Source organism: Cupriavidus sp. FW306-1B-F12B, from assembly GCF_058781795.1.
In genome coordinates this window covers 177,902-201,236 of the sequence record NZ_JBYSXC010000015.1, presented here as the reverse complement: position 1 = coordinate 201,236, position 23,335 = coordinate 177,902, and the positions used below count along the sequence as shown (strand labels likewise).

Below are 23,335 nucleotides of genomic sequence, written 5' to 3'. Positions count from 1 at the left end.
AGCCTGGCGGGCGGCCGCCCGCGCGGCGGCGGCGGGCGACATGGCCCCGTTGCCGGCGCCAGCGGCCGGCCGTGCCGGCGCAGCTTCAGGGGATGCAGGGACAGCGGCAGGTGCGGCAGCGGGTTCGGCCACTACCGCGGGCTGGACCGCCCGTGCGGGCATAGGGGCAGGGACCGGGGCCGCCGCAGCACCGGCCTTGGCAGCCTGTTCGGCGGCATTGGCCACAGCCGTCGCATGGCGGGTATCAACGGTTTGCGCGGCTTCGGCACCACGCTGGCGCGCAGGCGCGGCACCACCGCCCTGCCCTTGCGTCGTAGTGGGTTCAGACGACGGCCGGAACGCCAGCATGCGCAGCAGCGTCATGGTGAAGCCGGCGTACTCGTCCGGCGCGAGCGCCAGCTCGCTGCGGCCGAGGTTGGCGATCTGGTAGAACAGCTGCACTTCCTGCGCGTCGAACACGCCGGCCAGGCGCCGCACCTCATCGGCTTCGGGCCATTCGTCCTGCACCGAGGCCGGCACGGCCTGCGCCAGAGCCACCTTGTGCAGCAGCGAGCCCAGGTCCTGCAGCGCGCCTGCAAACGACAGGCTGCGGTCGGCCATGGCATCGGCAATCGCCAGCATGGCGGCGCCGTCTTCGGCGGCCAGCGCATCGAGCAGCTGCACCAGGTAGCCCTGGTCGATCGCGCCCAGCATGCCGCGCACCGCGTCTTCCGAGACCTGGCCCGCGCTGTAGGCGATGGCCTGGTCGGTCAGCGACAGCGCATCGCGCATCGAGCCGTGCGCGGCCTGCGCCAGCAGCCGCAGCGCATTGCCGTCGTGGCCGATGCCTTCCTGCGCCAGGATATGGTCCAGGTGCGAGACGATATGCCCCGGCGGCATCTGCTTGAGGTTGAACTGCAGGCAGCGCGACAGCACCGTGACCGGGATCTTCTGCGGATCGGTGGTGGCGAGGATGAACTTGACGTGCCCGGGCGGCTCTTCCAGCGTCTTCAACATGGCGTTGAAGGCGTGGTTGGTGAGCATGTGCACTTCGTCGATCATGTAGACCTTGAAGCGCCCGGAGGTCGGGGCGTAGACCGCCTTGTCCAGCAGCTGCGCCATCTCGTCGACGCCGCGGTTGGACGCGGCGTCCATCTCGATGTAGTCGACGAAGCGGCCGCTGTCGATCTCCTGGCAGGCCTTGCACTGCCCGCACGGCTGGGCGGTGATGCCGCCGTTGCCGTCAGGGCCGGTGCAGTTCAGGGCCTTGGCCAGGATCCGCGACAGCGTGGTCTTGCCGACCCCGCGCGTGCCGGTGAACAGGTAGGCATGGTGCAGCCGCTGCTGTTCCAGCGCGTGCGTGAGCGCGCGGACCACGTGCTCCTGGCCGACCAGCGTGGTGAAATCCCTGGGGCGCCATTTGCGCGCTAGAACTTGATAACTCATGGCGGCGATTGTAGCAAAATGCGGCCCCCCTCCGGCCGCCGCCGCCCCGACCTCGCGGTCTTTATTCGCCACGCGCCGCGCGGGCTGGCTCCGGTGGCCGCAACCCGCCCGCGGCGGGGCTCAGCCGCACTCGCCCACGTAGCCGCAATTGGCGCATTTGGCGCATCCGTCGACCTTGTGCAGGGCGTGCGCGCCACACTCCGGGCACGGCTTGCCGGTGCCGACACCGGGGGTGCCGGGGACTCGGACCGGGCTGGCGAGATCCGCCCCGGCATCCGGCGCCTGCCCCCCGCCCTCGCGCTGGGCCAGCCTGGCCGCCAGCGCGGCTACCGGCACCTGGCCGCCGTCGGCATCCAGGAAGCCGCGCTTGATCAGGATGCGCTGCAGCGCGTAGCTGAGCGCGGCCACTTCGGAGTCATGGAAGCGCGGCACCTCGGTACCGTCCTGGCGCACCAGCGTGCCGTAGCGCACCGTGCCCTTGTCCCACACCACGTTTCGCATGTCCGCCAGTGCCTTGGCCACCGAGCCGCCCGAGCGCGCCACCATCGACAACAGCCGCATGGTCGAGGTAATCCACTGCTGGCCCTCGCTGCGCTGCCCCGCCGGCATGAAGAACTCCACCGGGCGCTCGATCTCCACCGGCTTGCCGCCGGCAACGCCGGCGACGCGCATGAAGTTGACGGTCAGGTAGACGGTCTTGTGGCCCTCGTACGTCAGGTATTCGACCTTGGACGTCACGCCCTCCAGGTCGCCCACCGGCCGGCTGCCGAAGGGGCGCACCAGCGGATTGTCGTCGGCCATGGCAGCGGGTGCCGCCGCCGGCGCCTCTACTGACAGCACGGCCCCCAGCACCGAATTGGGACGATAGGTCGCCAGCCCCTTCAGGCCGGCCTTCCACGCCTCCAGGTACAGGTTGCGGAAGGCTTCATACGGATAATCCTCCGGCACGTTGACGGTCTTGCTGATGCTGGTGTCGATATACGGCTGCACCGCTTCCAGCATCCGCATATGATCCAGCGCCGACATCTGCAGCGCGGTGACGAAGGCATCCGGCAACTGGGCCATGTCGGCCCCCATGTGACGGTAAAGCCGCCAGGCATGGTCCGCCACTTCGAAGCTGCGGTAGCTGTCGTCCGGCATCCGCTTCTTGCGGTTGTAGGTCCACGAGAAAGCCGGCTCGATGCCGTTGGAGGCATTGTCGGCAAAGGCCAGCGTGATGGTGCCGGTGGGTGCGATCGACAGCAGGTGCGAATTGCGCAGCCCGTTGCGCGCAATGGCATCGCGCAAGCGTTCAGGCAGCCGGCCGGCAAACCCGCTCTGCAGGTAGGCGTTGGCATCGAACAGAGGGAAGGCACCCTTCTCCACCGCCAGTTCGGTCGACGCCAGGTAGGCATCATCGCGCATGCGCTCCGAGATCCGCGCCGCCAGCTGCCGCGCCGGCTCTGTGTCATAGCGCAGGCCCAGCATCACCAGCGCGCTGCCCAGCCCCAGGAAGCCCAGCCCGACGCGGCGCTTGGCGTGGGCCTCGGCCTGTTGTTCGGGCAACGGCCAGAAGGTCACGTCGAGCACGTTGTCGAGCATGCGCGTGGCCACACGCACCACTTCGGCAAAGGCATCGAAATCGAATTCGGCCTGCGGCGAGAACGGCTGGCGCACGAAGCGCGTCAGATTGATCGAGCCCAGGCAGCAGCAGCCATAGGATGGCAGCGGCTGCTCGGCGCACGGGTTGGTGGCCTCGATGCGCTCGCAGTAATAAAGGTTGTTGTCGGCATTGATCTGCGACAGGAACAGGATGCCCGGCTCGGCATGGTCGTAGGTGGCCTGCATGACCTGGTCCCACAGGTTGCGCGCCGGCACGCGCCGGTACACCCACTGGCCGTCGTCGCGGCGATAAGCTCCTGCGGCGATCATATCGGCGCCCGGCTCGGCCTCATGCACCAGTTCGACCTCGCCGTCTGCCTGCACGGCCTGCATGAAGGCGTCAGTGACGCCGATGGAGATATTGAAGTTGCTGAGGTCGCCCTTGTCCTTGGCGTGGATAAAGCTCTCGATATCGGGATGGTCGCAGCGCAGCACGCCCATCTGCGCGCCGCGGCGGGCGCCGGCGGATTCCACGGTGGCGCACGATGCGTCAAACACTTTCATGAACGACACCGGCCCCGAGGCGCGCGAATGCGTGGCCCGCACCAGCGCGCCGGCCGGTCGGATCGCCGAGAAGTCATAGCCCACGCCGCCGCCGCGGCGCATGGTTTCGGCGGCCTGCGCCACCGCCGTATAGATGCTGGGGCGGCCCTCGCGCGGCTCCGACACCGAATCGCCCACCGGCTGCACGAAGCAGTTGATCAGCGTGGCCTGGATGCCGGTGCCCGCCGCCGAGTTGATGCGTCCGGCCGGCACGAAGCCGTTTTCCTGCGCCCACAGGAAGCGCGCGCTCCAGGCCTCGCGCTGGTCCTCGGGTTCGGCCTGCGCCAGCGCGCGCGCCACGCGTTGCCTGACATCGGCAATGCTGCGCTCTTCGCCCTTGGCGTACTTCTCGATCAGGACTTCGGAGGAGATTTCCTGCGGCGCCAGGGCGCCGCGAATGATCTGGTCGTTTGCGTTCATGTATTGGCTCACCACGGTCTGGGTCGGTGAATGGTCGGGCCGCCGCGGCCCGCGTTACCTGCGCCAGATCAAGCCGACGCATTTACCGCGGGCAATGACCCACCACTGCAAAGGGCATTCAACGCAATTTCTCCGCGATATCGCGGTCTGGGGTACAATGCCGCTCGGACGGGCCTCCTCGCATGGTGGCGCGGTCAACCTGGTCAGGTCGGGAACGAAGCAGCCACAGCCGTTTTCCGCCAGTGCCGAGGGTCAGGCTCGTCCACCTCACACCCCCTCCTGCCGTACCCCTCCCGCTGTATCCGCACGCACGAGTCGTTCGCAGCGCAGTCCCTGTCACTTTAGTACAGCCGGGCCGCGAGCGCGCGCGCTGCACACCCCATTTTGCGCCGATTCTGGCACCCTGTCCGGGTGCCACGCCAGCCGTCAGAACAGCGAGCCCTGCTGCGGCATCGGCGGCGCCATTCGCTCGGCGGGAATCCATTCGCCGTCCGCGGTGGCCACGCCGGCCTCGATACGCTTGCCCGGGAACATCGGCGCAAGCGCGGCCACATAGCGGCCCAGCTGCGCGCGGTAGGCGGCATGCTCCTGCGGCAGGAGCCGCAGCTTGTAGTCGACGATCACCACGCGGTCGTCGAATTCCACCAGCCGGTCGATGCGCAGCAGCCGGCCGCGCGCGTCATAGAGTTCGACTTCATTGCGCGCGCTGCGGGCGTCCCCCGCCCCCAGCAACGGCGCCAGCGCCGGCGCGCGCAGCATCGCAGCCACCGCCTCCAGCGCTTGCGCCACCTGTTGCCGCCACGCCTGCCGTGCCGCCCCGGTGTGCGCGCCCGTCAGCGGGAACCAGCGCAATGCGGTGTCGATCCCCGGCACGTCGGCAAAGGCTTCGGGATAGCGCGTCAGGCGCTCCAGCAAAGCATGCACCAGCTCGCCGTGGCGGGCGGCCGCGGCGTTGAAGACGATGCCGTCGGACTCGTCTTCGGCTTCGGCCTCGCCCTCTTCTTCAAGCGCGGTCCCCTGCCGCGCATCCACTGCATCGCGATAGCGCAGCCGGAAGTCGGTAAAGCGCACCGGCTCGCTCAGGCGCGCGGGCATCGGGGCCTGGTCCTGCGCATCGGCCAGCTCGCCCGGATAGGCCGGCACCATCTCGCCGACGCCCGCGGCCTGCAGCCGCACATACCAGCTGCCGGCGATCTCGGCATTGCCCTCGCCCGAACCGCTGCGGCTGGCCCGGCCCTTGACCCCGCTGACCAGCAGGCCCTGCTGCGCGCGCGTCATGGCCACGTACAGCAGGTTCCAGTTCTCGCGCTCGCCCAGCGCCGCCTCTGACTCGAACAACGGCGCCCGCGCCAGCCCGCGCTCGCTGCGCTTGCCGTAGGCCGAGAAATGCCGAGGCACCGGCGACGACGGCGGCCAGTCGACCAGGATGCCGCCCCGGTCCGCGGCCGGCTCGCTGTGATTGGCATCGAGCAGCACCACGAACGGCGCCTCCAGGCCCTTGGCTGCATGCACGGTCAGGATATGGACCGCGTCGAGGCCGGCAAACGCCGGATCGTCCTCGGCCGGCTCCACGTCTTCGGCGCTCTCGCCCATGCCGCCTTCATCGGGGCTTTCGCCCTCGTCGCCGCGGCGGATTTCCTGCAGCTCGTCGATAAATTTCGGCAGGCTCGGATAGCGCCCGCCGTCGAGGTCCAGCGACAGCTTCAGGAAGGCATCGAGGTTGGCCAGCACCTGTTCGCGGATATCCGGCGGCGCGGCCTCGGCATAACGGCGCCGCACTTCGCCGCCGTGGAAGATCTGGTCGATCAGGTCATGCACCGGCCGGTGCGGCGCGACGCGCAGCCACTGGCGCAAGCGCTGCACGCCTTCGCGCAGCGCATCGGATACGTGTTCGGGCAGGCCGCCTGACTCGATGCGTGCCCACCAGCCGCCCTCGCATTCGATCCGGGCCAGCGCCAGCAGGTCGTCGTCAGTCGCGCCCACCAGCGGACTCTTCAGCACGTGCGCGAGATCCAGGTCCGATTCCGGCGTCATCAGGAACGCCAGCAACGCCGACAGGTCCAGCGCCTCGAGCGTGGCCAGCAGGCCGCCGCGGCGCGGGCTCAGGCACGGAATGCCGGCCTCGCGCAGCGCGCGCTCATAGTCAGCCAGATGGGTCTTGCGGCGCACCAGCAGATGCATGTCGCTCCAGCGCGCGGGGCGCTGTTCGCCGCCCTCATGGACCGGCACGGTGTCGCGCACCAGGCGCAGCCACGCGGCCACGCGCCGGCCCTCTTCCAGCCGCAGCGAATCGCCGGCCTGCCGGCGTGGCTGCAGCAGCGTGTCGCGATGGGCGGAGGCGGCTTCGGCGCCCTTGTCCTCTGCACCATCGTCAACGGCGTCTTCGGCCTTGTCCTCGGGCTCCACCAGCGGCAGCAGCCAGACCGGCCCGTTGCCTCCGGCCAGTGCCGTGGTCTGGGTCGCGTACAGCGGATAGCGGCCCTCGGCGCGCGCGCTGTCGAACACGGCGTTGACCCAGTCCAGCACTTCGGCGCGGTTGCGCCGGGTTCGGTTGGTGCGCAGCACGGTGGCGCCGAACGCATCGCGCAGCATCTCGCCGGCCGCGCCGAACAGCCGTGCATCGGCGCGCCGGAAACGGTAGATCGACTGCTTGGGATCGCCCACCAGGAACACCGTCGGCCGCTCGCCCAGGCCCGCATAGCCGGCCAGCCAGCCCTGCAGGATGCGCCACTGCAGCGGGTTGGTGTCCTGGAACTCGTCGAGCAGCAGATGGCGGTAACGCGCGTCGAGCCGCACCTGCAGGTAGGTGGCGGTCTCTTCGTCCGACATCAGGCGCGCGGCCTGCCATTCCAGGTCGGCGAAGTCCATCGCGCGCTGCTCGTCCTTGTGCCGCTGGTAGCGCGTCAGCAAGGCATCGCCGATGCAGAACAGCGCGCGGTTGATCGCCAGCACCGCGGCTTCGCAACAACGCGCGCTGATGTCGTCAAGCATGGCGCAGATCGAGGCATGCTCGTCCAGCAACGCATCGACCATGCCTTCGCCGCCGGCGGCCTTGACCAGCGCCGCGGTGCGCCGCAGCGAACGCGGGCCGCCGGTGGTGGTGAAGAACGCGGCGCGCAACTGCGCGAACGCCCGTTCGGCGGGCTTGCCGGGCACCGCGCCCGCTTCGCGCCACGCGGTGATCGCCATCAGCGCATCGGTGATGCGGCCGGCGTGGGTCTGCTCGGTCTTGCCGGCCGCGCCCAGGCGCAGCGCCAGCGACTCGCAGGCATCGCGCCAGCCTTCGTCGGCCAGCGCCTGCAGCAGCACGTCGCCCCGGGCGTCTTCGCCCAGGCAGTCGGACAGCGCCTGCAGCGGGTCGCCGCCCTCCTGCATCGCCCACCATTCGCTGCGGGCATGGAACATCGCGTCCAGCAGCGCGCGTGCCTGGAAGTCGCCCACGGTATCGACCAGCGTTTCCCACGCGGCGCGCAAGTCGGTGTATTGCTCCGTGGCCAGCGCGCGCCAGACCGGGGCCCAGGCTTCGCGTTTCATGCGTAGCGCATCTTCGCGCAGCGCCGCGCCCGGCACGATGCCCGAGGCCAGCGGCGCGCCGCGCAGCAGCGTGCCGAACCAGCCGTGGAAGGTATCGATGGCCATGCGCCCGGGCGCGGCCAGCACCTGCGCATGCAGGCGCCGCGCACGCGGCAGCGTCTCGCGCGCGGCGTCGGGCGTCAGGCCGCGCTGCACCAGAGCGGCGATCACGTCGTCGTCGCTGTCGCGCGACAGCTGTGCCAGCACCTCCAGCAGGCGGTCGCGCATTTCTTCGGCGGCCTTGCGCGTGAAGGTGATGGCCAGGATCTCGTGCGGCGCGGCGCCGGCCAGCAGCAAGCGCACCAGCCGCGCCACCAGCAGCCAGGTCTTGCCGCTGCCGGCACAGGCCTCAACCACCACCGAGCGCGCGGGATCGCAGGCGGCGCGCGTGAACTCGGTCTCGGAAACGGGTTCGCCGTCGCGCTGGTAAGGCTGGACGTGGTGCGGATCGTGGGGCGTCATGATGTCAGCGCCGGCACGGCGGTGGATTCCCAGAAGCCCTTGCGGCACAGGCCGCGGGCGGTGCAATACAGGCAGGCGGAGGCATCGCCGAAGGCCGGCAGCCTGGCGCCCTGGCGCAGGCGCATGACGTCGTCGCGCATCTGCCGTTCCAGCCAGATGACGGCGGCTTCAAAATCGGGCAGGCCGACTTCGCGCTGCGCCGCCGCTGCGCCCTCGCGCGCGCCTTCGAGCGATACCCAGCTGCCGGCTGCCGCATCGGCGCGCAGCAGGCCGTAGAACGGCAGCTGGCAGTCTTCCTCGACCTCGGCCAGCTTGCGCTTGAGGCGGGTGGCGCTCTGCGTCTTGTAGTCGAGCACGGCATGCGCCCCGCCCGGGCCCTGGTCAAGCCGGTCGATGCGCCCGGTCAGGCGCAGCGGCTGGCCGTCGGGCATCGGCAGGTCGATGCCGGCGTCGAGCTCGCCGCCGCGCCAGAACCAGCCCTCGGCCTCGCGCGCGGATTGCCAGGCGACATACGACGGCATCACCTCGCGCCAGCGCCGGTAGTAGGCAATGGCATTGCCGTCCTCGGCCATCAGCGCGCCGAACACGTCTTCGGAAATCTCGGCCAGGCGGGCCAGGCGCTGGTCTTCCGCCAGCGTCTCGCCACGCTCGCGGCGCGCCTGCAGGTCCTTGTGGTAGCGCAGCAGCACGTGGTGCAGGTGTTCGCCGATCTCGCGTTTCTCCAGCTCGTCGCTGACTGTCTCCAGCCCGGCCAGGCCCAGCATGCGGCCGGCGAAGAACTGGTAGGGGCAGCGGCGCAGCATGTTGTAGGCCTGCGCGCTCCAGCGCACCGGCACCAGCGCGGGCTCCGCCGCCGGCGCCGGCATGCCCTGCGGATCGGCAAAGGTCTCGTGCGCCTGTGCTGCGGCGGCGGCTTCGATGCTGACGCCCGCGCGCGCGCAGCACGCCGCCAGGCGCTCGATCCAGCCCGACACATGATGCGGCTCGCCGCGGCTGCCGTAGCGTTGCCAGGTCAGCACCACGTCGTCGTTGTTCAGCAGCACCTCGGCCAGGTCGCGCGCCTGTTGGGCAAAGCGGGCCTCGCGGTCTTCCAGGTCCAGCTCGCGCCGCATCTGGTTGGAAAAGAACATCAGCTCGGCGGCGCTGGACGGCAGTTGCGCGTCATCGCAGCCGACGATCACCACGCCCTCGAAGCGGCGCATGCGCGCGCCGTTCAGGGGCAGGATGGTGATGCGCGCCGGGCCGCTGGCCGAGGGCTCCTTGTAGGCGACCGATTCCAGCAGCGCCGACAGCATCGCGCGGAACTCGCCCTGCGACAGCGTGGCATGGCCGCCAGTCTCGTCCAGCGGCAACTCCTGCAGCCGCGCCAGCGCATCGAGCAGCTGGCTGCCGGCATCGTCCGCGGCCAGCGCCGCGCGCATGCCGAGGCCGTCGAGCATGCCGTCGAGCCGTTCCAGCCAGGTTGCCAGCGGATGCTGCGCGAGCCCGCGCGGCCAGCGCGCCGCCTCGTCGGCGAGCACGGCGACGAGCGCGTGCGCGGCGCGGCGCGGCGCTTCGGCGGCATCCTCGTCTTCCGCGGCAGCTTGCTGCGCGGCAGTCGGTGCGCTCCCGAACAGCTGGCGCAGGCGCACCCAGCCGCCGGTAATGCCTTCGCGCCGCACCTGGCGCTCAAGCAGCGCGATGGCCGCGCCGCGCCCGGCAACCTCCGGCAGACAGAACGGGCTCTTGAGCAGGTCCAGCAGCGCGGCGGTGTCGCCGTCGCGCACCAGCAGGTCGAACCAGCGCATCAGCGCGGCGGCCGCGCGCGTGGTGGAAAGCTTCCAGCCGGTCTCGTCGCACACCGGTGCCCCGGCGCGCGCCAGCAAGGCGCGGGCGCGCCGCGCCACCACGCGGTCGTGCGCGACCAGCGCCACCTGGCGGCGGCCTTCATTGAGCCACTGCACCAGTTGCGCGGCTGCCGCGGCGGCTTCGTCCTCGAAGCGCGCGCTGCCGATCACGCGGATCGACGAACGCTGCGGCGGCAGCGCAGGCATGGCCGGCGCGGGGGCGACGGCTTCGGCATCGTCGGCGATCCTTGCTTCCGGCCACAGCGCCAGCAGCGTCTGGTACCAGTCGGCATCGCTCTCGCCCTGCCCGGTCCAGTCATAGCCGACCTGCAGCACCGGCACCAGCTCGGCGGCATCGCGCAGGAACGCGGCTTCAAGCGGCGTGGGCGGGGTCGGGGCAATCCAGATCACCGGGCCGCGCAGCTGCTGCGACAGCTCGCGCAAGGCGCGGCGCCGCGCCGGCAGCGGATCGTCCGGACCGGACAGCGCCTGCCAGAAGGCCAGCACGATGCGCGCCTCTTCGCCGAGGAAGCGCTCGGACAGATGCGAATAGGTCCGTTCCAGCGCGCCCTGCAGCAGGCCGGCGCGATCGTCGCCGTCGATCTCGTCATCGTCGCTGATGGCGGCGTCTTCGAGCCAGCGCGCGTTGAGCTCGTCGCAGATCGACAGCAGCGTCTGCGACAGGCCCCATGCGGCGGTCTCGTTCTGGGCGCCGAAGGCGCGGCGCAGCCAGTCCTGCCCGCGCACCGCCTGCTGCACGGCCAGCAGGCGTGCGGCCGGGCTGCGCACCGGGGCGCCCTCGGGCGGCAGGTCGAGCAGCCAGTGGCCCAGCGTCAGCACGCGCGGCAGCAGCCGCGGGCTGCCCGCCGCGCGCGCGGCGGCGTCCAGTGCCTGGCGCACGCCCGGAATCTGCGCCGCAGTGGGCACGACCACGTGCGCGCCCGCCTCCGGCGCGCCGCAGCGGTCGAGGAAATACCAGGCAGCGGTGGCGGCCTGGTCGAGGAAATCAGGGCCAGGGCGGAAACGTAGCGACGTCATGGGCGCGTGGGGCGCAGCCCGGAATGGCTGCGCGAACTGCGTCGGTCGGCGAAAGCGTCAGGATGCAACGGAAACAATACGGGCGCCGCCGGCCTGGGCGGCTGGCGGCAAGTGTGATGCAGGGGCAGGCGGAACGGCTCAGTCCGAACCGCCTTCCAGCCGGGCGCGGATCTCGCGCGCGGTCTCGAGCAGGCCCTCATAGCCGGAGCGCGCATGCTCGGGCAGGTCCGGGTCGCCCACCAGGGTACCGAGGGTCTCGATGATGCTGTAGACCAGGCCGCGTGCGGCACCGCTGGCGATGCTGTTGGTCTCCACGGCGCTGCTGATATGGTCCAGCGCATCGCTCAGGTGGTCCACGTCCGGCGCCTGGCCGGGCTCGGGCTCGGGCTGCGAAGGCTTGCGGGGATCGGTGTTCATGTCGATGACCTAGTCAGTGGCGCAGGATGCAAGATTGGTCCGCTGGCGCCGCCCGCGAACCGCTTTCTATTCTACGCGCACGCCACACGCAATCGGCACCGCGCGGCGCGCACAAGTGCATTCTATGACACACCCTCCCGCACGCCGCAAGCGATTACCCGAATCTCTCGGCGCCATAGAAAATAAGCATTTCAATGAATCCCCCGCTTGCAGCAGAATCATTTCCGTGCCGGCGCGCTTTCGAGTGTTTGCCAGGCCGGTCTTGAAAATCGGCAAACTGGTAACATATCGGCAGCACCGGGCGCGGCAGCGGCCCCCACAGCCTGTTTGCGGGCTGCGGAGGCAGCCCGACGGGTCCGCGCAATCTCGTGTAAGGTAACGGTTCGGCCCTCCGAAGTCTCCAGCCTTCAACATAAACAGAGCGAAACCAGAGGTTTTCCGCCATGAGCGAACAAATCAAGTATGTGAGCGACGCCTCCTTCGATGCTGACGTCCTCCAGTCCGACAAACCCGTCCTGCTCGACTTCTGGGCGGAATGGTGCGGCCCCTGCAAGATGATCGCGCCGATCCTGGACGAAGTCGCCAAGGACTACGGCGACAAGCTGCAGATCGCCAAGATCAACGTCGATGAAAACCAGCAGGTGCCGGCCAAGTTCGGCATCCGCGGCATCCCGACGCTGATCCTGTTCAAGAACGGCGCAGTCGCGGCCCAGAAGGTCGGCGCGCTGTCCAAGTCGCAACTGACCGCCTTCCTCGACGGCAACCTGTAAGCTGCGCGCCGGGACCTGACCCACGGTCCCGGTTTTGTCACGATCCGACGTGCGTGCGCCACATCCTGGCGCGCCGGTCGGATTGTGCTAAGATGCCACCAACAACTCCCCGAGCGTTCGCTCATTTCCCCCCTTCCCTTTAGGTCTCGCCCGTCCGGGCCCATCTGTACCCCTCGTCTATGCACCTGACAGAACTCAAATCGCTTCACGTGTCTGCGCTTCTCGAAATGGCGGCTACGCTCGAGATCGACAACGCACAACGGATGCGCAAACAGGAACTGATGTTTGCGATCCTGAAGAAGCGCGCCAAGATGGGCGAAACCATCTTTGGAGACGGCACGCTGGAGGTGCTGCCCGACGGCTTCGGCTTCCTGCGCTCGCCCGAAACCTCGTATCTGGCCAGCACGGACGACATCTACATCAGTCCGTCCCAGATCCGCCGCTTCAACCTGCACACCGGCGATTCGATCGAGGGTGAAGTGCGTACGCCCAAGGACGGCGAACGCTACTTTGCACTGGTCAAGGTGGACAAGGTCAACGGGCAGCCGCCCGAAGCGGTCAAGAACCGCATCATGTTCGAGAACCTGACGCCGCTGCACCCGAACCGGCCGCTCACGCTCGAACGCGATATCAAGGCTGAAGAGAACATCACCGGCCGCATCATCGACATGATCGCGCCGATCGGCCGCGGCCAGCGTGCGCTGCTGGTGGCATCGCCCAAGTCCGGCAAGACCGTGATGCTGCAGCACATCGCCCACGCGATTGCCAACAACCATCCGGAAGCGGACCTGTTCGTGCTGCTGATCGACGAACGCCCGGAAGAAGTGACCGAGATGATGCGATCGGTGCGCGGCGAAGTGGTTGCGTCGACCTTCGACGAACCGGCCATCCGCCACGTCCAGGTTGCCGAAATGGTGATCGAGAAGGCCAAGCGCCTGGTCGAACTGAAGCGCGACGTGGTGATCCTGCTGGACTCGATCACCCGCCTGGCGCGGGCCTACAACACCGTGGTGCCGGCCTCGGGCAAGGTGCTGACCGGTGGCGTGGACGCCAACGCGCTGCAGCGCCCGAAGCGCTTCTTCGGTGCCGCGCGCAACCTGGAAGAAGGCGGTTCGCTGACCATCATCGCCACCGCGCTGATCGAAACCGGCAGCCGCATGGACGACGTGATCTATGAAGAGTTCAAGGGCACCGGCAACATGGAAGTGCACCTGGAACGCCGCCTGGCCGAGAAGCGCGTCTACCCGTCGATCAACCTGAACAAGTCGGGCACGCGCCGCGAAGAGCTGCTGATCAAGCCGGAAATCCTGCAGAAGATCTGGATCCTGCGCAAGTTCATCTCCGACATGGATGAAGTGCAGGCGATGGAATTCATCATGGACAAGATGAAGGCCACGAAGAACAACGCCGAGTTTTTCGATATGATGCGCAGAGGCGGCTGAGCCCTCGCTGCAGCGTCAACGCAGCATCGCCGCAAGGCGGACAGGAAGGCGTGCCACGGCACGCCTTTTTTTGTTGCCCGACCTTTTTTGTTGCCGGACCATTTCACAGCGCACCGCGCTACGCCCATGCTCGGCAAACTGACCTCATTCCTGCGCACCCGCTCGCGGGCCCGCAAGCTGGAGCACTACGCCATCCCCGATGCGCTGTGGGCGCGCACGGTCGCCACGCTGCCGTTCGTGCAACGCTACGGCAGCGAAGACCTCGCGGCGCTGCGCGAGCTGGCCACGCTGTTCATCGCTGACAAGGAATACTCCACCGCGCACGACCTGCCGCTGGCCGACGACATGGTGGCCAGCGTTGCCGTGCAGGCCTGCGTGCCGATCCTGAAGCTGGGGCTGCCTTGGTACCGGGGCTGGCACGGCATCGTGCTCTACCCGGGCGAGTTCATCATCCGCCGGACCGTGCAGGACGAGATCGGCCTGGTGCACGGCGTGGTCGAGGAAGCCAGCGGCGAGGCCTGGGAGCACGGGCCGGTGATCCTGTCCTGGCCCGACGTGCACACCCCCGGGGCCGGCATCGACAGCGACCACGAACTGCCGGCCGATACCTACAACGTGGTCATCCACGAGTTCGCCCACAAGCTGGACATGCTCGACGGCGAGCCCGACGGCGTGCCGCCCTTCTCGCGCGTGCTGCACCCGGACATCGACGCGGAAGCCTGGGCCGAGACCTTCCTGACCGAGTACGACCGCTTTGCCGAGGCCTGGGAGGCACGCGACGAGGCCGACTGGGAGCACCCGGAGCGGCTGCCGCCGGCACTGCGCATCATCGACCCATACGGGACCGAGGCGCCGAGCGAGTTCTTTGCCGTGACGTCAGAGGCATTTTTTGTCGAGCCGACCGGGCTGGCGCGGCACTGGCCGCTTGTATACCAGTCGCTGGCCGTCTTCTATCGCCAGGACCCGGCCTCCATGTGATGCTTTTGCCATATTCCTGCGCAACACTTTCTGTGCCGCGCGTGGCGCTGCCTCTTCCCCAAGTATTTGTTTTTCTGCCATAATCCCGGTTTGCCCGTTACCGGCAAGTGGTTCGTTCGTCGCCGCGCCATGCACGCTCTCGCCCTCGGCGGAGAACAGCGGATTGCAACGGACTGGCTACCCAACCAGAAAGGACTCATCATGAAAGAAGGCATTCACCCGAATTACCGCGAAGTCGTGTTCCAGGACATGTCCAGCGACTTCAGCTTCATCACCCGCTCGACCATCCAGACCAAGGACAAGATCGTGAAGGACGGCAAGGAATACCCGCTGGCCAAGATCGAAGTCTCGTCGGAATCGCACCCGTTCTACACCGGCACCCAGAAGATCATGGACACGGCCGGCCGCGTGGAAAAGTTCCGCCAGAAGTTCGGCAACAAGCTGGGCAAGGCTGCGAAGTAAATCGCTTTCAGCGAACCCCGCTTCGCAAGGCCTGCGGACAGATGCTCCGGGGCCTGTGCGAAACAGCAAAGAGGCAGCATCGGCTGCCTCTTTGCTTTTATGCCGGACCACGACCGGTACCGCCGCATTCATTGGATTTACCCCACACCCCGTGAGGCTTCCACGCCATGCCACGGCCCGCGCGGCCGCCGCATGCGCGATACTGTGGCCTTCGCGCCATTGCGCCACGGCCCGACCTGAGCATCGATGCGTCAAGCCAATACCTCCCCCGTCCAGTTGACCGCTGCCGCGACCGGCGCCCTGCCGCGCGCGCTGCTGCTGGCGATCTGCATCATCTATGGCCTGGTCGGCCTGTTCGGCCGCGACCCGTGGAAGAACGAGGACGCCGCCGGCTTTGGCGTGATGTGGCAGCTGGCCACCGGCAACCTGCACGACTGGCTGATGCCGAATATCGTCGGCCGCCCGTACAGCGAGGACGGCCCGCTGGTGTTCTGGATCGGCGCGCTGATGATCCGCGGCTTCGGCAGCTGGCTGGGCGCGGCCGACGCCGCGCGGCTGGCCACGGCGCTGTTCTTCTTCGCGACCTGCGCCTGCATCTGGTACACCACCTACCTGCTGGGCCGGCGCGACGAGGTCCAGCCATTTGCCTACGCCTTCGGCGGCCAGCCCAACGCGCGCGATTACGGCCGCACGCTGGCCGACGGCGCGCTGCTGATCTTCCTGGCCTGCGTGGGCCTGGCCATGCGCGGGCACGAGACCACGCCGCAGGTCGGCCAGGTCGCCTTTATCGCACTGGCCCTGTACGGCATGGTGCGCAGCCTCGACAAGCCCATCCAGGGCAGCCTGGTCTATGGTGCCGCGCTGGGCGGGCTGGCGCTGGCCAGCGGGCCCCTGCTGCCGCTGGCGCTGCTGGGAGGCAGCGCGGTCTGCGCACTGGTGTGCAAGCCGCTGCCGTGGCGGCGCCTGGCCGCCATCGGCATTCCGCTGGCGCTGCTGATGGTGTCGGCGTGGCTGGCGGCCGCCTACTTCGGCGCGGCCGACCGCGACGAGGCGGTGACCTTCATCCGCGAATGGTCGCGCTATGACCGCCGCAGCTACGGCTCGCCCAATGTGGCGACCTTCGGCTTCAACGTGCGCAACCTGTTCCTGTACACGTGGCCGGTCTGGCCGATCGCGGGCTGGGCCTGGATCGCATGGACCGGCATGCGCCGCGCCCCCCATGTGGCGGCGCCGCTGGCGCTGCTGCTGCCGGTGCTGGTGCTGCTGTTCCTGCAGCGCAGTGCCGGCGACGTGCAGTTCATCCTGCTGCTGCCGCCGATGGCCGTGCTGGCCGCATTCGCGCTGCCCACGCTGGCGCGCGGCGTGATCAACGCGATCGACTGGTTCGCGCTGCTGTTCTTCACCATCTTCGGCGGCACGGTCTGGTTCATGTGGATCGCCAAGACCACCGGCTGGCCGCCGCGCATCGCACGCAACGTCTTCCGCCAGCTGCCCGGCTACCAGCATGAGTTCACCATCGCCGCGGTGGTGTTTGCGCTGGCGGCCACGGTCGCGTGGGTGCTGATCGTGCGCTGGCGGCTGTCGCGCGCGCCCAAGCAGATCTGGCGCCCGGTGGTGATTTCCGCCGCCGGCACCACCCTGATGTGGGTCATGGCCATGACGCTGTGGCTGCCCTCGATCAACTACGGCAAGACCTACCGCGACGTGGCCCAGGCTGCGGCGATGGCGCTGCCGCCTGCCTACCAGTGCGTCCAGCCGATCCGCATGGGCGATGCGCAGCTGGCGTCGTTTGCCTATTTCGGCCATATCCGCTTTGGCGGCCCCAACGACGGCTGCGACGTGCTGCTGCGCCATGACGCGGTCGACTATGGCGAGCCGGGCAATATCTCGCATTTCGAGTGGCGGCTGATCTGGGAAGGCCGCCGCCCCGCGGACCGCGACGAGCGCTTCCGCATGTACCGGCTGGTCGATACCGCGCGCGCCGTCCATCCGCGCCCCGACCTGCCGCGGCGCCGCCTGCCGCGCCAGCCCTGAGCCCTTTCCGGCGTCACTACCACCGCAGCGCCTGTCGCACCATCGAACCATTCCGGCCGCAGGCGGCTGCGGGGCTGACCATCCAGCCCTGACCAAGCCTGCCGAGCCCTGAATGACCCTGTTCCAAGACCTTCGCCGTATTGCCAGCCTGGCCGGCCCAGTGCTGGCCGGCCAGCTTGCCGTTATTGCCTTTGGCGTCATCGATACCGCAATGGCCGGGCGCGCCTCGGCGACCGACCTGGCCGCCGTGGGCTTGGGCGGCTCGATCTATGTCACCATCTATATCAGCCTGATGGGCGTATTGCAGGCGCTGTCGCCCATCGCCGGCCAGCTCTATGGCGCCGGCCGCATCGAAGCGATCGGCGCCGAGGTCCGGCAGGCCGCATGGCTGGGCGCCGCGCTGGCGATTCCGGGCGTGCTGCTGCTGGCCTTCCCGGCCCCGCTGCTCGCTTTCGCCAAGGCGCCGCCCGAACTGGTCGAGAAGGCCACTGCCTACCTGCACTTCGGAGCCTTCGGGCTGCCGGCGGCGCTGGGTTTCCGCATCTACTCGGCGCTGAACAATGCGCTGTCGCGCCCGATCATGGTGACGGTGCTGCAGATCGGCGGGCTGGCGCTGAAGGTGCCGCTCAATGCCTGGTTCATCCACGGCGGCCTGGGCGTGCCGGCCATGGGCGGCCCCGGCTGCGGCCTGGCCTCAACGCTGATCAGCTGGGCCTGGTGCATCGCCGGGCTGCTGATCCTGCGCTATGGCAGCGCCTATCACCCGCTGCGGATCTTCAGTATGTGGAGCTGGCCGGCTGCCGCCCCGCTGCGCGCGCTGCTGCGGCTGGGCCTGCCGATGGGCCTGACCTACCTGATCGAGATCACCTCGTTCACGCTGATGTCGATCTTCATCACGCGCCTGGGCACGGTCACGCTGGCCGGGCACCAGATCATCGCCAACCTGGGCGCGGTGGCCTACATGCTGCCGCTGTCGCTGGGGATTGCCACCTCGACGCTGGTGGCACAGCATCTCGGCGCGCGCGACCTGGCCGGCGCCAGCCGCCTTGCCTGGCGCGGCATCCGCATGGCGGTGACGCTGGCGGTGCTGACCGGTGCCCTGCTGTGGCTGCTGCGCAAGCCGGTGCTGCATGCCTACGCGAGCGATCCCGCGGTGGTCGCGGCAGCGCTGCCGCTGGTGCTGTTCGTGGCGTTCTACCAGGCCTTCGACGCGGTGCAGGTGATGACGGCGTTTATCCTGCGCGCGTACAAGATCGCGCTGATTCCGACGCTGATCTACGCCGGCTCGCTGTGGGGCATCGGACTGGGCGGGGGTTATGTGCTGGGCTTCGGGCTGATCGAGGGCATGCCGGCCTTCACGCGCGGCGCCAGCGGCTTCTGGCTGGCCAACAGCATCAGCCTGGCGATTGCAGGCGTGCTGCTGGTGCGGTATTTCAGCCGGGTCAGCAAGGATCCGGAAAACTGACTCTGGCACTGGCCGCCCGCAAGGGCGGCGGCCGCGATTTCAGCAGCCGGAAAAGAAAAACGCCCGCTTGCGCGGGCGTTCTAATTTGGCGGAGTGGACGGGACTCGAACCCGCGACCCCCGGCGTGACAGGCCGGTATTCTAACCGACTGAACTACCACTCCTTAGTCGGCGTCTTCCGAAGCTTCGCTTCAGTCGACTGGGCGTCTGATTACGCCCTGTTGTTATGGCGTCCCCTAGGGGATTCGAACCCCTGTACTCACCGTGAAAGGGTGATGTCCTAGGCCTCTAGACGAAGGGGACAGAAACTTGTTTTACAACGCGTTTTCTGTCTTGCGCTGGAAAGTCCGCCATCATAGCAGGCTTTTTCGCGCCTGGGAAGCTTCTTTTCAGACGCTTCCCAAATTCTGGTGGAGCTAAGCGGGATCGAACCGCTGACCTCTTGCATGCCATGCAAGCGCTCTCCCAGCTGAGCTATAGCCCCGTATCCGGTACGGCTGGACGGTTACTGCTGGAACCACCTTCGCTGCCTGCCGCTTACCGCAGCATTTGCAGCGAAGACAGGATTATATAGCGAATTTCGCAACGAATGCAACATTTTTTATTGCGTTTGCAGCGATTAACGACATAATCCCTCACCCAAAGAAAAACCCGCATGGTGCAAACCATGCGGGTTCAGTTTTGGCGGAGTGGACGGGACTCGAACCCGCGACCCCCGGCGTGACAGGCCGGTATTCTAACCGACTGAACTACCACTCCTTAGTCGGCGTCTTCCGAAGCTTCGCTTCAGTCGACTGGGCGTCTGATTACGCCCTGTTGTTATGGCGTCCCCTAGGGGATTCGAACCCCTGTACTCACCGTGAAAGGGTGATGTCCTAGGCCTCTAGACGAAGGGGACAGAAACTTGTCTTTCAACACGTTCCGTCTGGCGCCACCCCAAACAACCTGGATGACACCTAAATCTTGGTGGAGCTAAGCGGGATCGAACCGCTGACCTCTTGCATGCCATGCAAGCGCTCTCCCAGCTGAGCTATAGCCCCATGGTACTGCCATTTACTGCAACTTGCTGCGCTTTCGCCTGAATTAACTACCGTTTCAGGCGAAGCCAAGATTATATATCAACCATTAATCTTTGCAAGCTCCCGTTTCAGCTTTTTTCGCTTTCCCGTCACTTCAAAAATCAGTTCGGAGATTGCGAAGATCCTTGCGGATCCACCAGCCAGCTTGGTCAGGGACCGCGCTGCAGGGAGAAAGAGATTATGCGCAAGTCCGGCCCGGAGCGCAAGCCCCCGGCGCGGACTTTTTACGACTTTTTATGCAGCTGCCGCCAGGCGGCGCAGCACCGTGTCGCGGCCGAACAGTTCCAGCACCGCATCGATGCCCGGCGTCTGCAGCTGGCCGGCCACCAGCAGGCGCACCGGCATGGCCAGCTTGGGCATCTTCAGGCCGAACTCGGCGAGCACGGCCTTGAAGGTGGCGCTGATGGCTTCGCGCTTCCATTCCGGCAGCGCGGCCAGCTGGGCGGCCAGCACCGCCAGCGCGGGCTGGATTTCCGGGGTCAGGTGCTCGGCCTTGAGCGCGGCTTCCGCCTGCGGCTCGCCGCGATAGAACAGCAGCGCCGCCTGCGCGACCTCCTTCAGCGTATTGGCGCGGTCCTTCACCAGCGCCACCACGCCGGCCAGGTCCGCCCCTTCCACCTTGCCGCCGAGCGCCTCGATAAACGGCTGCGTCAGCGTGGCCAGGCGCTGGTTGTCGCCGACCTTGATGTAGTGGTTGTTCAGCCAGGCCAGCTTCTCGGGGTTGTACTGGGCGGGCGACTTACCCAGGTGCTCCAGGTCGAACCATTCAACGAACTGCTCGCGCGAGAAGATCTCGGCGTCGCCGTGGGCCCAGCCCAGGCGCGCCAGGTAGTTCAGCACGGCTTCGGGCAGATAGCCCTCGTCGCGGTAGCCGGTCACGGCCATCGCGCCATGGCGCTTGCTCATCTTCTCGCCCTGCTCGTTAAGCACGGTCGGCAGGTGGGCGTAGACCGGCGGCGTGCCGCCCAGCGCGCGGATGATGTTGATCTGGCGCGGGGTGTTGTTGACGTGGTCGTCGCCGCGGATCACGTGGGTGATCTTCATGTCGAGGTCGTCCACCACCACGCAGAAGTTGTAGGTGGGGGTGCCGTCCGGGCGCGCGATCACCAGGTCGTCGAGCTCGTCGTTGGAGATCTCGATGCGGCCCTTGACCGCGTCATCCCACACCACGCTGCCGCCGATCGGATTCTTGAAGCGGATCACCGGATCGACCCCTGCCGGCGGCTCGGGCAGAACCTTGCCCGGCTCGGGACGCCAGAAGCCGTTGTAGCGCGGCTTCTCGCCGCGCTCGCGCTGGGCTTCGCGCAGGGCATCCAGCTCTTCGGTGCTCATGTAGCAGCGGTAGGCCAGGCCGGACTCGACCATCTGCGCGACCACTTCGCGATAGCGGTCCATGCGCTGCATCTGGTAGAACGGGCCTTCGTCGATATCCATCTCCAGCCAGGCCATGCTCTCGAGGATCACGTCGACCGCTTCCTGCGACGAACGCTCGACGTCGGTGTCTTCGATGCGCAGGATGAAGTCGCCCTTCATGCGGCGGGCGAAGGCCCAGGGATAGAGCGCGGAGCGGATATTGCCGAGGTGGATAAAACCGGTCGGGCTCGGCGCAAAGCGGGTGCGGACGCGTTGGGTCATGGTCAGGGGCAGAAACAAGAAAGCCCGCGCGCAGCGGCGCGCAGGCTGGTGTATGTGCAGGCCTTGCATTATACCAACGCGCATCCCTCGCCCCGCCCGGCGTGCCGGCGCCGCGCGGAATCATTTATGCTTGCGCCGGTCTGAGGTGATGCCGCTGATTCAGGCTATGCGATGCCAGCCTCCCTGGAGGAGCGCCCGCATCACATCCCGTATCCGCCGGTCCCACCTGATTACTGATCCCGCTTCATGCAACGACGTCATTTCCTCGGCATCTCCGCGGCCGCCCTGCTGGCGGGCTGCTCGTTCGGCCCGCGTCCCGCGCCGCCGCTCGCCACTACCCCGCCCGCGCCGCGGCCCGTCAAGATCGGCCTGGCGCTGGGCGGCGGCGCGGCGCGCGGCTTTGCCCATATCGGCGTGATCAAGGCGCTCGAAGCGCAAGGCATCCATGCCGACCTAGTCACCGGCACCAGCGCCGGCGCAGTCGTGGCGGCGCTTTACGCCAGCGGACTGAATGGCTTCCAGCTGAACAAGCTGGCGCTGACCATGGACGAGGCTGCCATCGCCGACTGGGCCCTGCCCTTCGGCACCCGCTTCGGCGGCTGGCTCAAGGGCGAGGCGCTGCAGAACTACATCAACCGGCTGGTGCAGAACCGGACCATCGAGGCCATGAAGCTGCCGCTGGGCATTGTCGCCACCGATCTCAAGAGCGGCGAGAAAATTCTGTTCCGCCGCGGCAACACAGGCCAGGCCGTGCGCGCGTCGAGCAGCGTGCCCGGGGTGTTCCAGCCGGTGTCGATCCAGGGTCACGACTATGTCGACGGCGGCCTGGTCGAGCCGGTGCCGGTGGATTCCGCGCGCGGCATGGGCGCGGACTTTGTCATCGCGGTCAACATCTCGGCCGACCCGTCGGCGCAGAAGAACGCGGGCCAGAGCGGCGTGCTGCTGCAGACCACCGCGATCATGGGCCAGTCGATCAACAAGATGGCACTGGCGCGCGCCGACGTGGTGATCCGCCCCGAGCTGCCCGATATGGGCGGCAGCGACTTCAACGCCCGCAACCGGGCCATATTGGCCGGCGAACAGGCCACCACGGCGGTGATGGCAACGCTGCGGCAGCGGCTGGAACAGGCCCGCCTGGCACCGGCCGGAACGGTCGCAGTGCAATAGCCGGGAGAGCACGCCTCGCCAAAGCAAAAAGGACTACCGCAGCAGTCCTTTTTGCTTGAAGCGTGCCGGAACCTCAGCCGCCGTACATCGATGCGCGGACGACCTTGGGGTCGTAGCGCTTGAGCGTCTCGACCATGTCGCCGAGGCCATCGGCGCCGCCCTCCTTGCCATCCTCGATGCGGCGGGCGCCGTTGTAGCGGGTCACCCAGTAAGACGCACGCATGTCGTCGACACGGATCTTGCTGCCCGTGGACGGGGCATGCACGAACTTGTTGTCGCCGATATAGATACCGACGTGCGAGAAGGTCTGGCGCATGGTGTTGAAGAACACCAGGTCGCCCGGACGCAGGTCGGTGGCCGCCACGGTGGTGCCGACACGGCTGATTTCGACAGAGCGGCGCGGCAGCATGAAGCCGAAGGTGTCCTGGAACACGTAGCGGACGAAGCCGCTGCAGTCCAGGCCGGATTCGGGGCTGTTGCCGCCGAAGCGGTAACGCACGCCAATCAGGCCCAGCGCATTCATGACCAGGTCGCCAGCCTTGCTGGCAACGTTGCTGGTGGAATTCACCACCGACGACAGCAAGCCCCGCTTGCCTTCCGCATGCGAATCCGCGGCGTGGGCCGTGGCATCGATACGGGCGTCGGCATCCTTGAATACCGTATCCGCCAGCACTCCATTCGACACAGTCGCACCGCAGGCAATGGCAATTCCGACGGCGGCACGCGCCAGGGAATGAAGTACCGATCGCTGCATTGGTTCTCCCGTTGATCGTTCCACAGCAAGCCCCGGCACAAGTCCGGGGCAGCTGGGTATATGTGAAATTCGCGTGAACTTCGCGAGAAATTCATGTGAACCTGCGGGGTGAACCCTATGCAACATCCGCACCAGGCTTACCGGGCCTGTTTTGCACCGCAATCGTGCCATGCACGATCCAATGCGTCGGACGGACCACCCCCAA

General features: G+C 67.6%; 14 protein-coding genes, 6 tRNA genes and 1 other RNA gene. 8 read left to right on the top strand and 13 right to left on the bottom strand.

Features of this window, described 5'->3' with window-relative positions; translation table 11 throughout:
* Positions 1-1,425: DNA polymerase III subunit gamma/tau (locus AC3WLE_RS23785; RefSeq protein ID WP_492363596.1), on the bottom strand; the 1,425-nt coding region annotated here is incomplete at its 3' end.
* 120 nt (positions 1,426-1,545) lie between these two features.
* Complete coding sequence (locus AC3WLE_RS23780; RefSeq protein WP_492357274.1) at positions 1,546-4,029, bottom strand: adenosylcobalamin-dependent ribonucleoside-diphosphate reductase; 2,484 nt, start codon at positions 4,027-4,029, stop codon at positions 1,546-1,548.
* 167 nt (positions 4,030-4,196) lie between these two features.
* Here AC3WLE_RS23780 and ffs point away from each other — a divergent pair.
* Positions 4,197-4,295, top strand: an RNA gene (gene ffs / locus AC3WLE_RS23775) — signal recognition particle sRNA small type.
* 160 nt (positions 4,296-4,455) lie between these two features.
* Here ffs and AC3WLE_RS23770 read toward each other — a convergent pair.
* The 3 genes from AC3WLE_RS23770 to AC3WLE_RS23760 all read right to left on the bottom strand — a co-directional run bounded on the left by AC3WLE_RS23770 (position 4,456) and on the right by AC3WLE_RS23760 (position 11,345).
* Positions 4,456-8,064, bottom strand: a complete 3,609-nt coding sequence (locus tag AC3WLE_RS23770; RefSeq protein ID WP_492357275.1) for a UvrD-helicase domain-containing protein — start codon at positions 8,062-8,064, stop codon at positions 4,456-4,458.
* Positions 8,061-10,928: a PD-(D/E)XK nuclease family protein gene (locus tag AC3WLE_RS23765; protein ID WP_492357276.1), complete on the bottom strand. Its 2,868-nt coding sequence runs from the start codon at positions 10,926-10,928 to the stop codon at positions 8,061-8,063. Before AC3WLE_RS23765 ends, AC3WLE_RS23770 begins: the two co-directional genes overlap by 4 nt.
* A gap of 138 nt (positions 10,929-11,066) precedes the next feature.
* Entirely contained in the window at positions 11,067-11,345 is a 279-nt protein-coding gene (locus tag AC3WLE_RS23760) for a hypothetical protein (protein WP_010814264.1), read from the bottom strand.
* Between the two features lie 443 nt (positions 11,346-11,788).
* Between AC3WLE_RS23760 and trxA the strand changes: the two genes are divergently transcribed.
* From trxA to AC3WLE_RS23730, 6 genes are all read left to right on the top strand, one after another.
* Complete coding sequence (gene trxA, locus AC3WLE_RS23755; protein WP_010814265.1) at positions 11,789-12,115, top strand: thioredoxin TrxA; 327 nt, start codon at positions 11,789-11,791, stop codon at positions 12,113-12,115.
* A 179-nt stretch (positions 12,116-12,294) separates the two neighbouring features.
* Positions 12,295-13,557 carry a transcription termination factor Rho gene (gene rho / locus AC3WLE_RS23750; protein WP_010814266.1) on the top strand — a complete coding sequence of 421 codons (1,263 nt, stop codon included), beginning with the start codon at positions 12,295-12,297 and terminating at the stop codon, positions 13,555-13,557.
* 126 nt (positions 13,558-13,683) lie between these two features.
* A complete protein-coding gene (locus tag AC3WLE_RS23745) occupies positions 13,684-14,535 on the top strand; it encodes a M90 family metallopeptidase (RefSeq protein WP_492320621.1) in 852 nt (283 codons plus the stop codon).
* Between the two features lie 201 nt (positions 14,536-14,736).
* The gene (locus AC3WLE_RS23740; RefSeq protein WP_010814268.1) at positions 14,737-14,997 is read left to right on the top strand and encodes a type B 50S ribosomal protein L31; all 261 of its coding nucleotides are present in this window, start codon (positions 14,737-14,739) and stop codon (positions 14,995-14,997) included.
* 246 nt (positions 14,998-15,243) lie between these two features.
* On the top strand, positions 15,244-17,031 hold the full coding sequence (locus tag AC3WLE_RS23735) for an ArnT family glycosyltransferase (RefSeq protein ID WP_011615638.1): 1,788 nt from the start codon (positions 15,244-15,246) through the stop codon (positions 17,029-17,031).
* Positions 17,032-17,143: 112 nt separating this feature from the next.
* Positions 17,144-18,496: an MATE family efflux transporter gene (locus tag AC3WLE_RS23730; protein WP_492351913.1), complete on the top strand. Its 1,353-nt coding sequence runs from the start codon at positions 17,144-17,146 to the stop codon at positions 18,494-18,496.
* A gap of 86 nt (positions 18,497-18,582) precedes the next feature.
* On the opposite strand, the gene AC3WLE_RS23725 is transcribed toward AC3WLE_RS23730, so the two are convergent.
* The 7 genes from AC3WLE_RS23725 to gltX form a co-directional block, all read right to left on the bottom strand.
* Positions 18,583-18,659 (bottom strand) — tRNA-Asp (locus AC3WLE_RS23725).
* 63 nt (positions 18,660-18,722) lie between these two features.
* Positions 18,723-18,798, bottom strand: a tRNA-Glu gene (locus tag AC3WLE_RS23720).
* Between the two features lie 105 nt (positions 18,799-18,903).
* Positions 18,904-18,979, bottom strand: a tRNA-Ala gene (locus tag AC3WLE_RS23715).
* Positions 18,980-19,177: 198 nt separating this feature from the next.
* Positions 19,178-19,254 (bottom strand) — tRNA-Asp (locus AC3WLE_RS23710).
* Positions 19,255-19,317: 63 nt separating this feature from the next.
* A tRNA-Glu gene (locus AC3WLE_RS23705) sits at positions 19,318-19,393 on the bottom strand.
* Between the two features lie 66 nt (positions 19,394-19,459).
* A tRNA-Ala gene (locus tag AC3WLE_RS23700) sits at positions 19,460-19,535 on the bottom strand.
* A gap of 273 nt (positions 19,536-19,808) precedes the next feature.
* A complete protein-coding gene (gene gltX / locus AC3WLE_RS23695; RefSeq protein WP_492320619.1) occupies positions 19,809-21,209 on the bottom strand; it encodes a glutamate--tRNA ligase in 1,401 nt (466 codons plus the stop codon).
* Positions 21,210-21,455: 246 nt separating this feature from the next.
* Here gltX and AC3WLE_RS23690 point away from each other — a divergent pair, with 246 nt between their 5' ends.
* Positions 21,456-22,376 (top strand): patatin-like phospholipase family protein, encoded by a 921-nt coding sequence (locus AC3WLE_RS23690; RefSeq protein ID WP_058697198.1) that lies wholly within the window; start codon positions 21,456-21,458, stop codon positions 22,374-22,376.
* A gap of 73 nt (positions 22,377-22,449) precedes the next feature.
* Here the strand turns inward: AC3WLE_RS23690 and AC3WLE_RS23685 are convergent, their stop codons facing one another.
* A complete protein-coding gene (locus AC3WLE_RS23685; protein ID WP_492320618.1) occupies positions 22,450-23,130 on the bottom strand; it encodes a C40 family peptidase in 681 nt (226 codons plus the stop codon).
* Positions 23,131-23,335: the final 205 nt, after the last annotated feature.

Coding starts and splice junctions, on each gene's coding strand:
- AC3WLE_RS23690 (WP_058697198.1), top strand. CDS start 21,456: ATGCAACGACGTCATTTCCTCGGCATCTCCGCGGCCGCCCTGCTGGCG.
- rho (WP_010814266.1), top strand. CDS start 12,295: ATGCACCTGACAGAACTCAAATCGCTTCACGTGTCTGCGCTTCTCGAA.
- AC3WLE_RS23745 (WP_492320621.1), top strand. CDS start 13,684: ATGCTCGGCAAACTGACCTCATTCCTGCGCACCCGCTCGCGGGCCCGC.
- trxA (WP_010814265.1), top strand. CDS start 11,789: ATGAGCGAACAAATCAAGTATGTGAGCGACGCCTCCTTCGATGCTGAC.
- AC3WLE_RS23780 (WP_492357274.1), bottom strand. CDS start 4,029: ATGAACGCAAACGACCAGATCATTCGCGGCGCCCTGGCGCCGCAGGAA.
- AC3WLE_RS23735 (WP_011615638.1), top strand. CDS start 15,244: ATGCGTCAAGCCAATACCTCCCCCGTCCAGTTGACCGCTGCCGCGACC.
- AC3WLE_RS23685 (WP_492320618.1), bottom strand. CDS start 23,130: ATGCAGCGATCGGTACTTCATTCCCTGGCGCGTGCCGCCGTCGGAATT.
- AC3WLE_RS23770 (WP_492357275.1), bottom strand. CDS start 8,064: ATGACGCCCCACGATCCGCACCACGTCCAGCCTTACCAGCGCGACGGC.
- gltX (WP_492320619.1), bottom strand. CDS start 21,209: ATGACCCAACGCGTCCGCACCCGCTTTGCGCCGAGCCCGACCGGTTTT.
- AC3WLE_RS23760 (WP_010814264.1), bottom strand. CDS start 11,345: ATGAACACCGATCCCCGCAAGCCTTCGCAGCCCGAGCCCGAGCCCGGC.
- AC3WLE_RS23765 (WP_492357276.1), bottom strand. CDS start 10,928: ATGACGTCGCTACGTTTCCGCCCTGGCCCTGATTTCCTCGACCAGGCC.
- AC3WLE_RS23730 (WP_492351913.1), top strand. CDS start 17,144: ATGACCCTGTTCCAAGACCTTCGCCGTATTGCCAGCCTGGCCGGCCCA.
- AC3WLE_RS23740 (WP_010814268.1), top strand. CDS start 14,737: ATGAAAGAAGGCATTCACCCGAATTACCGCGAAGTCGTGTTCCAGGAC.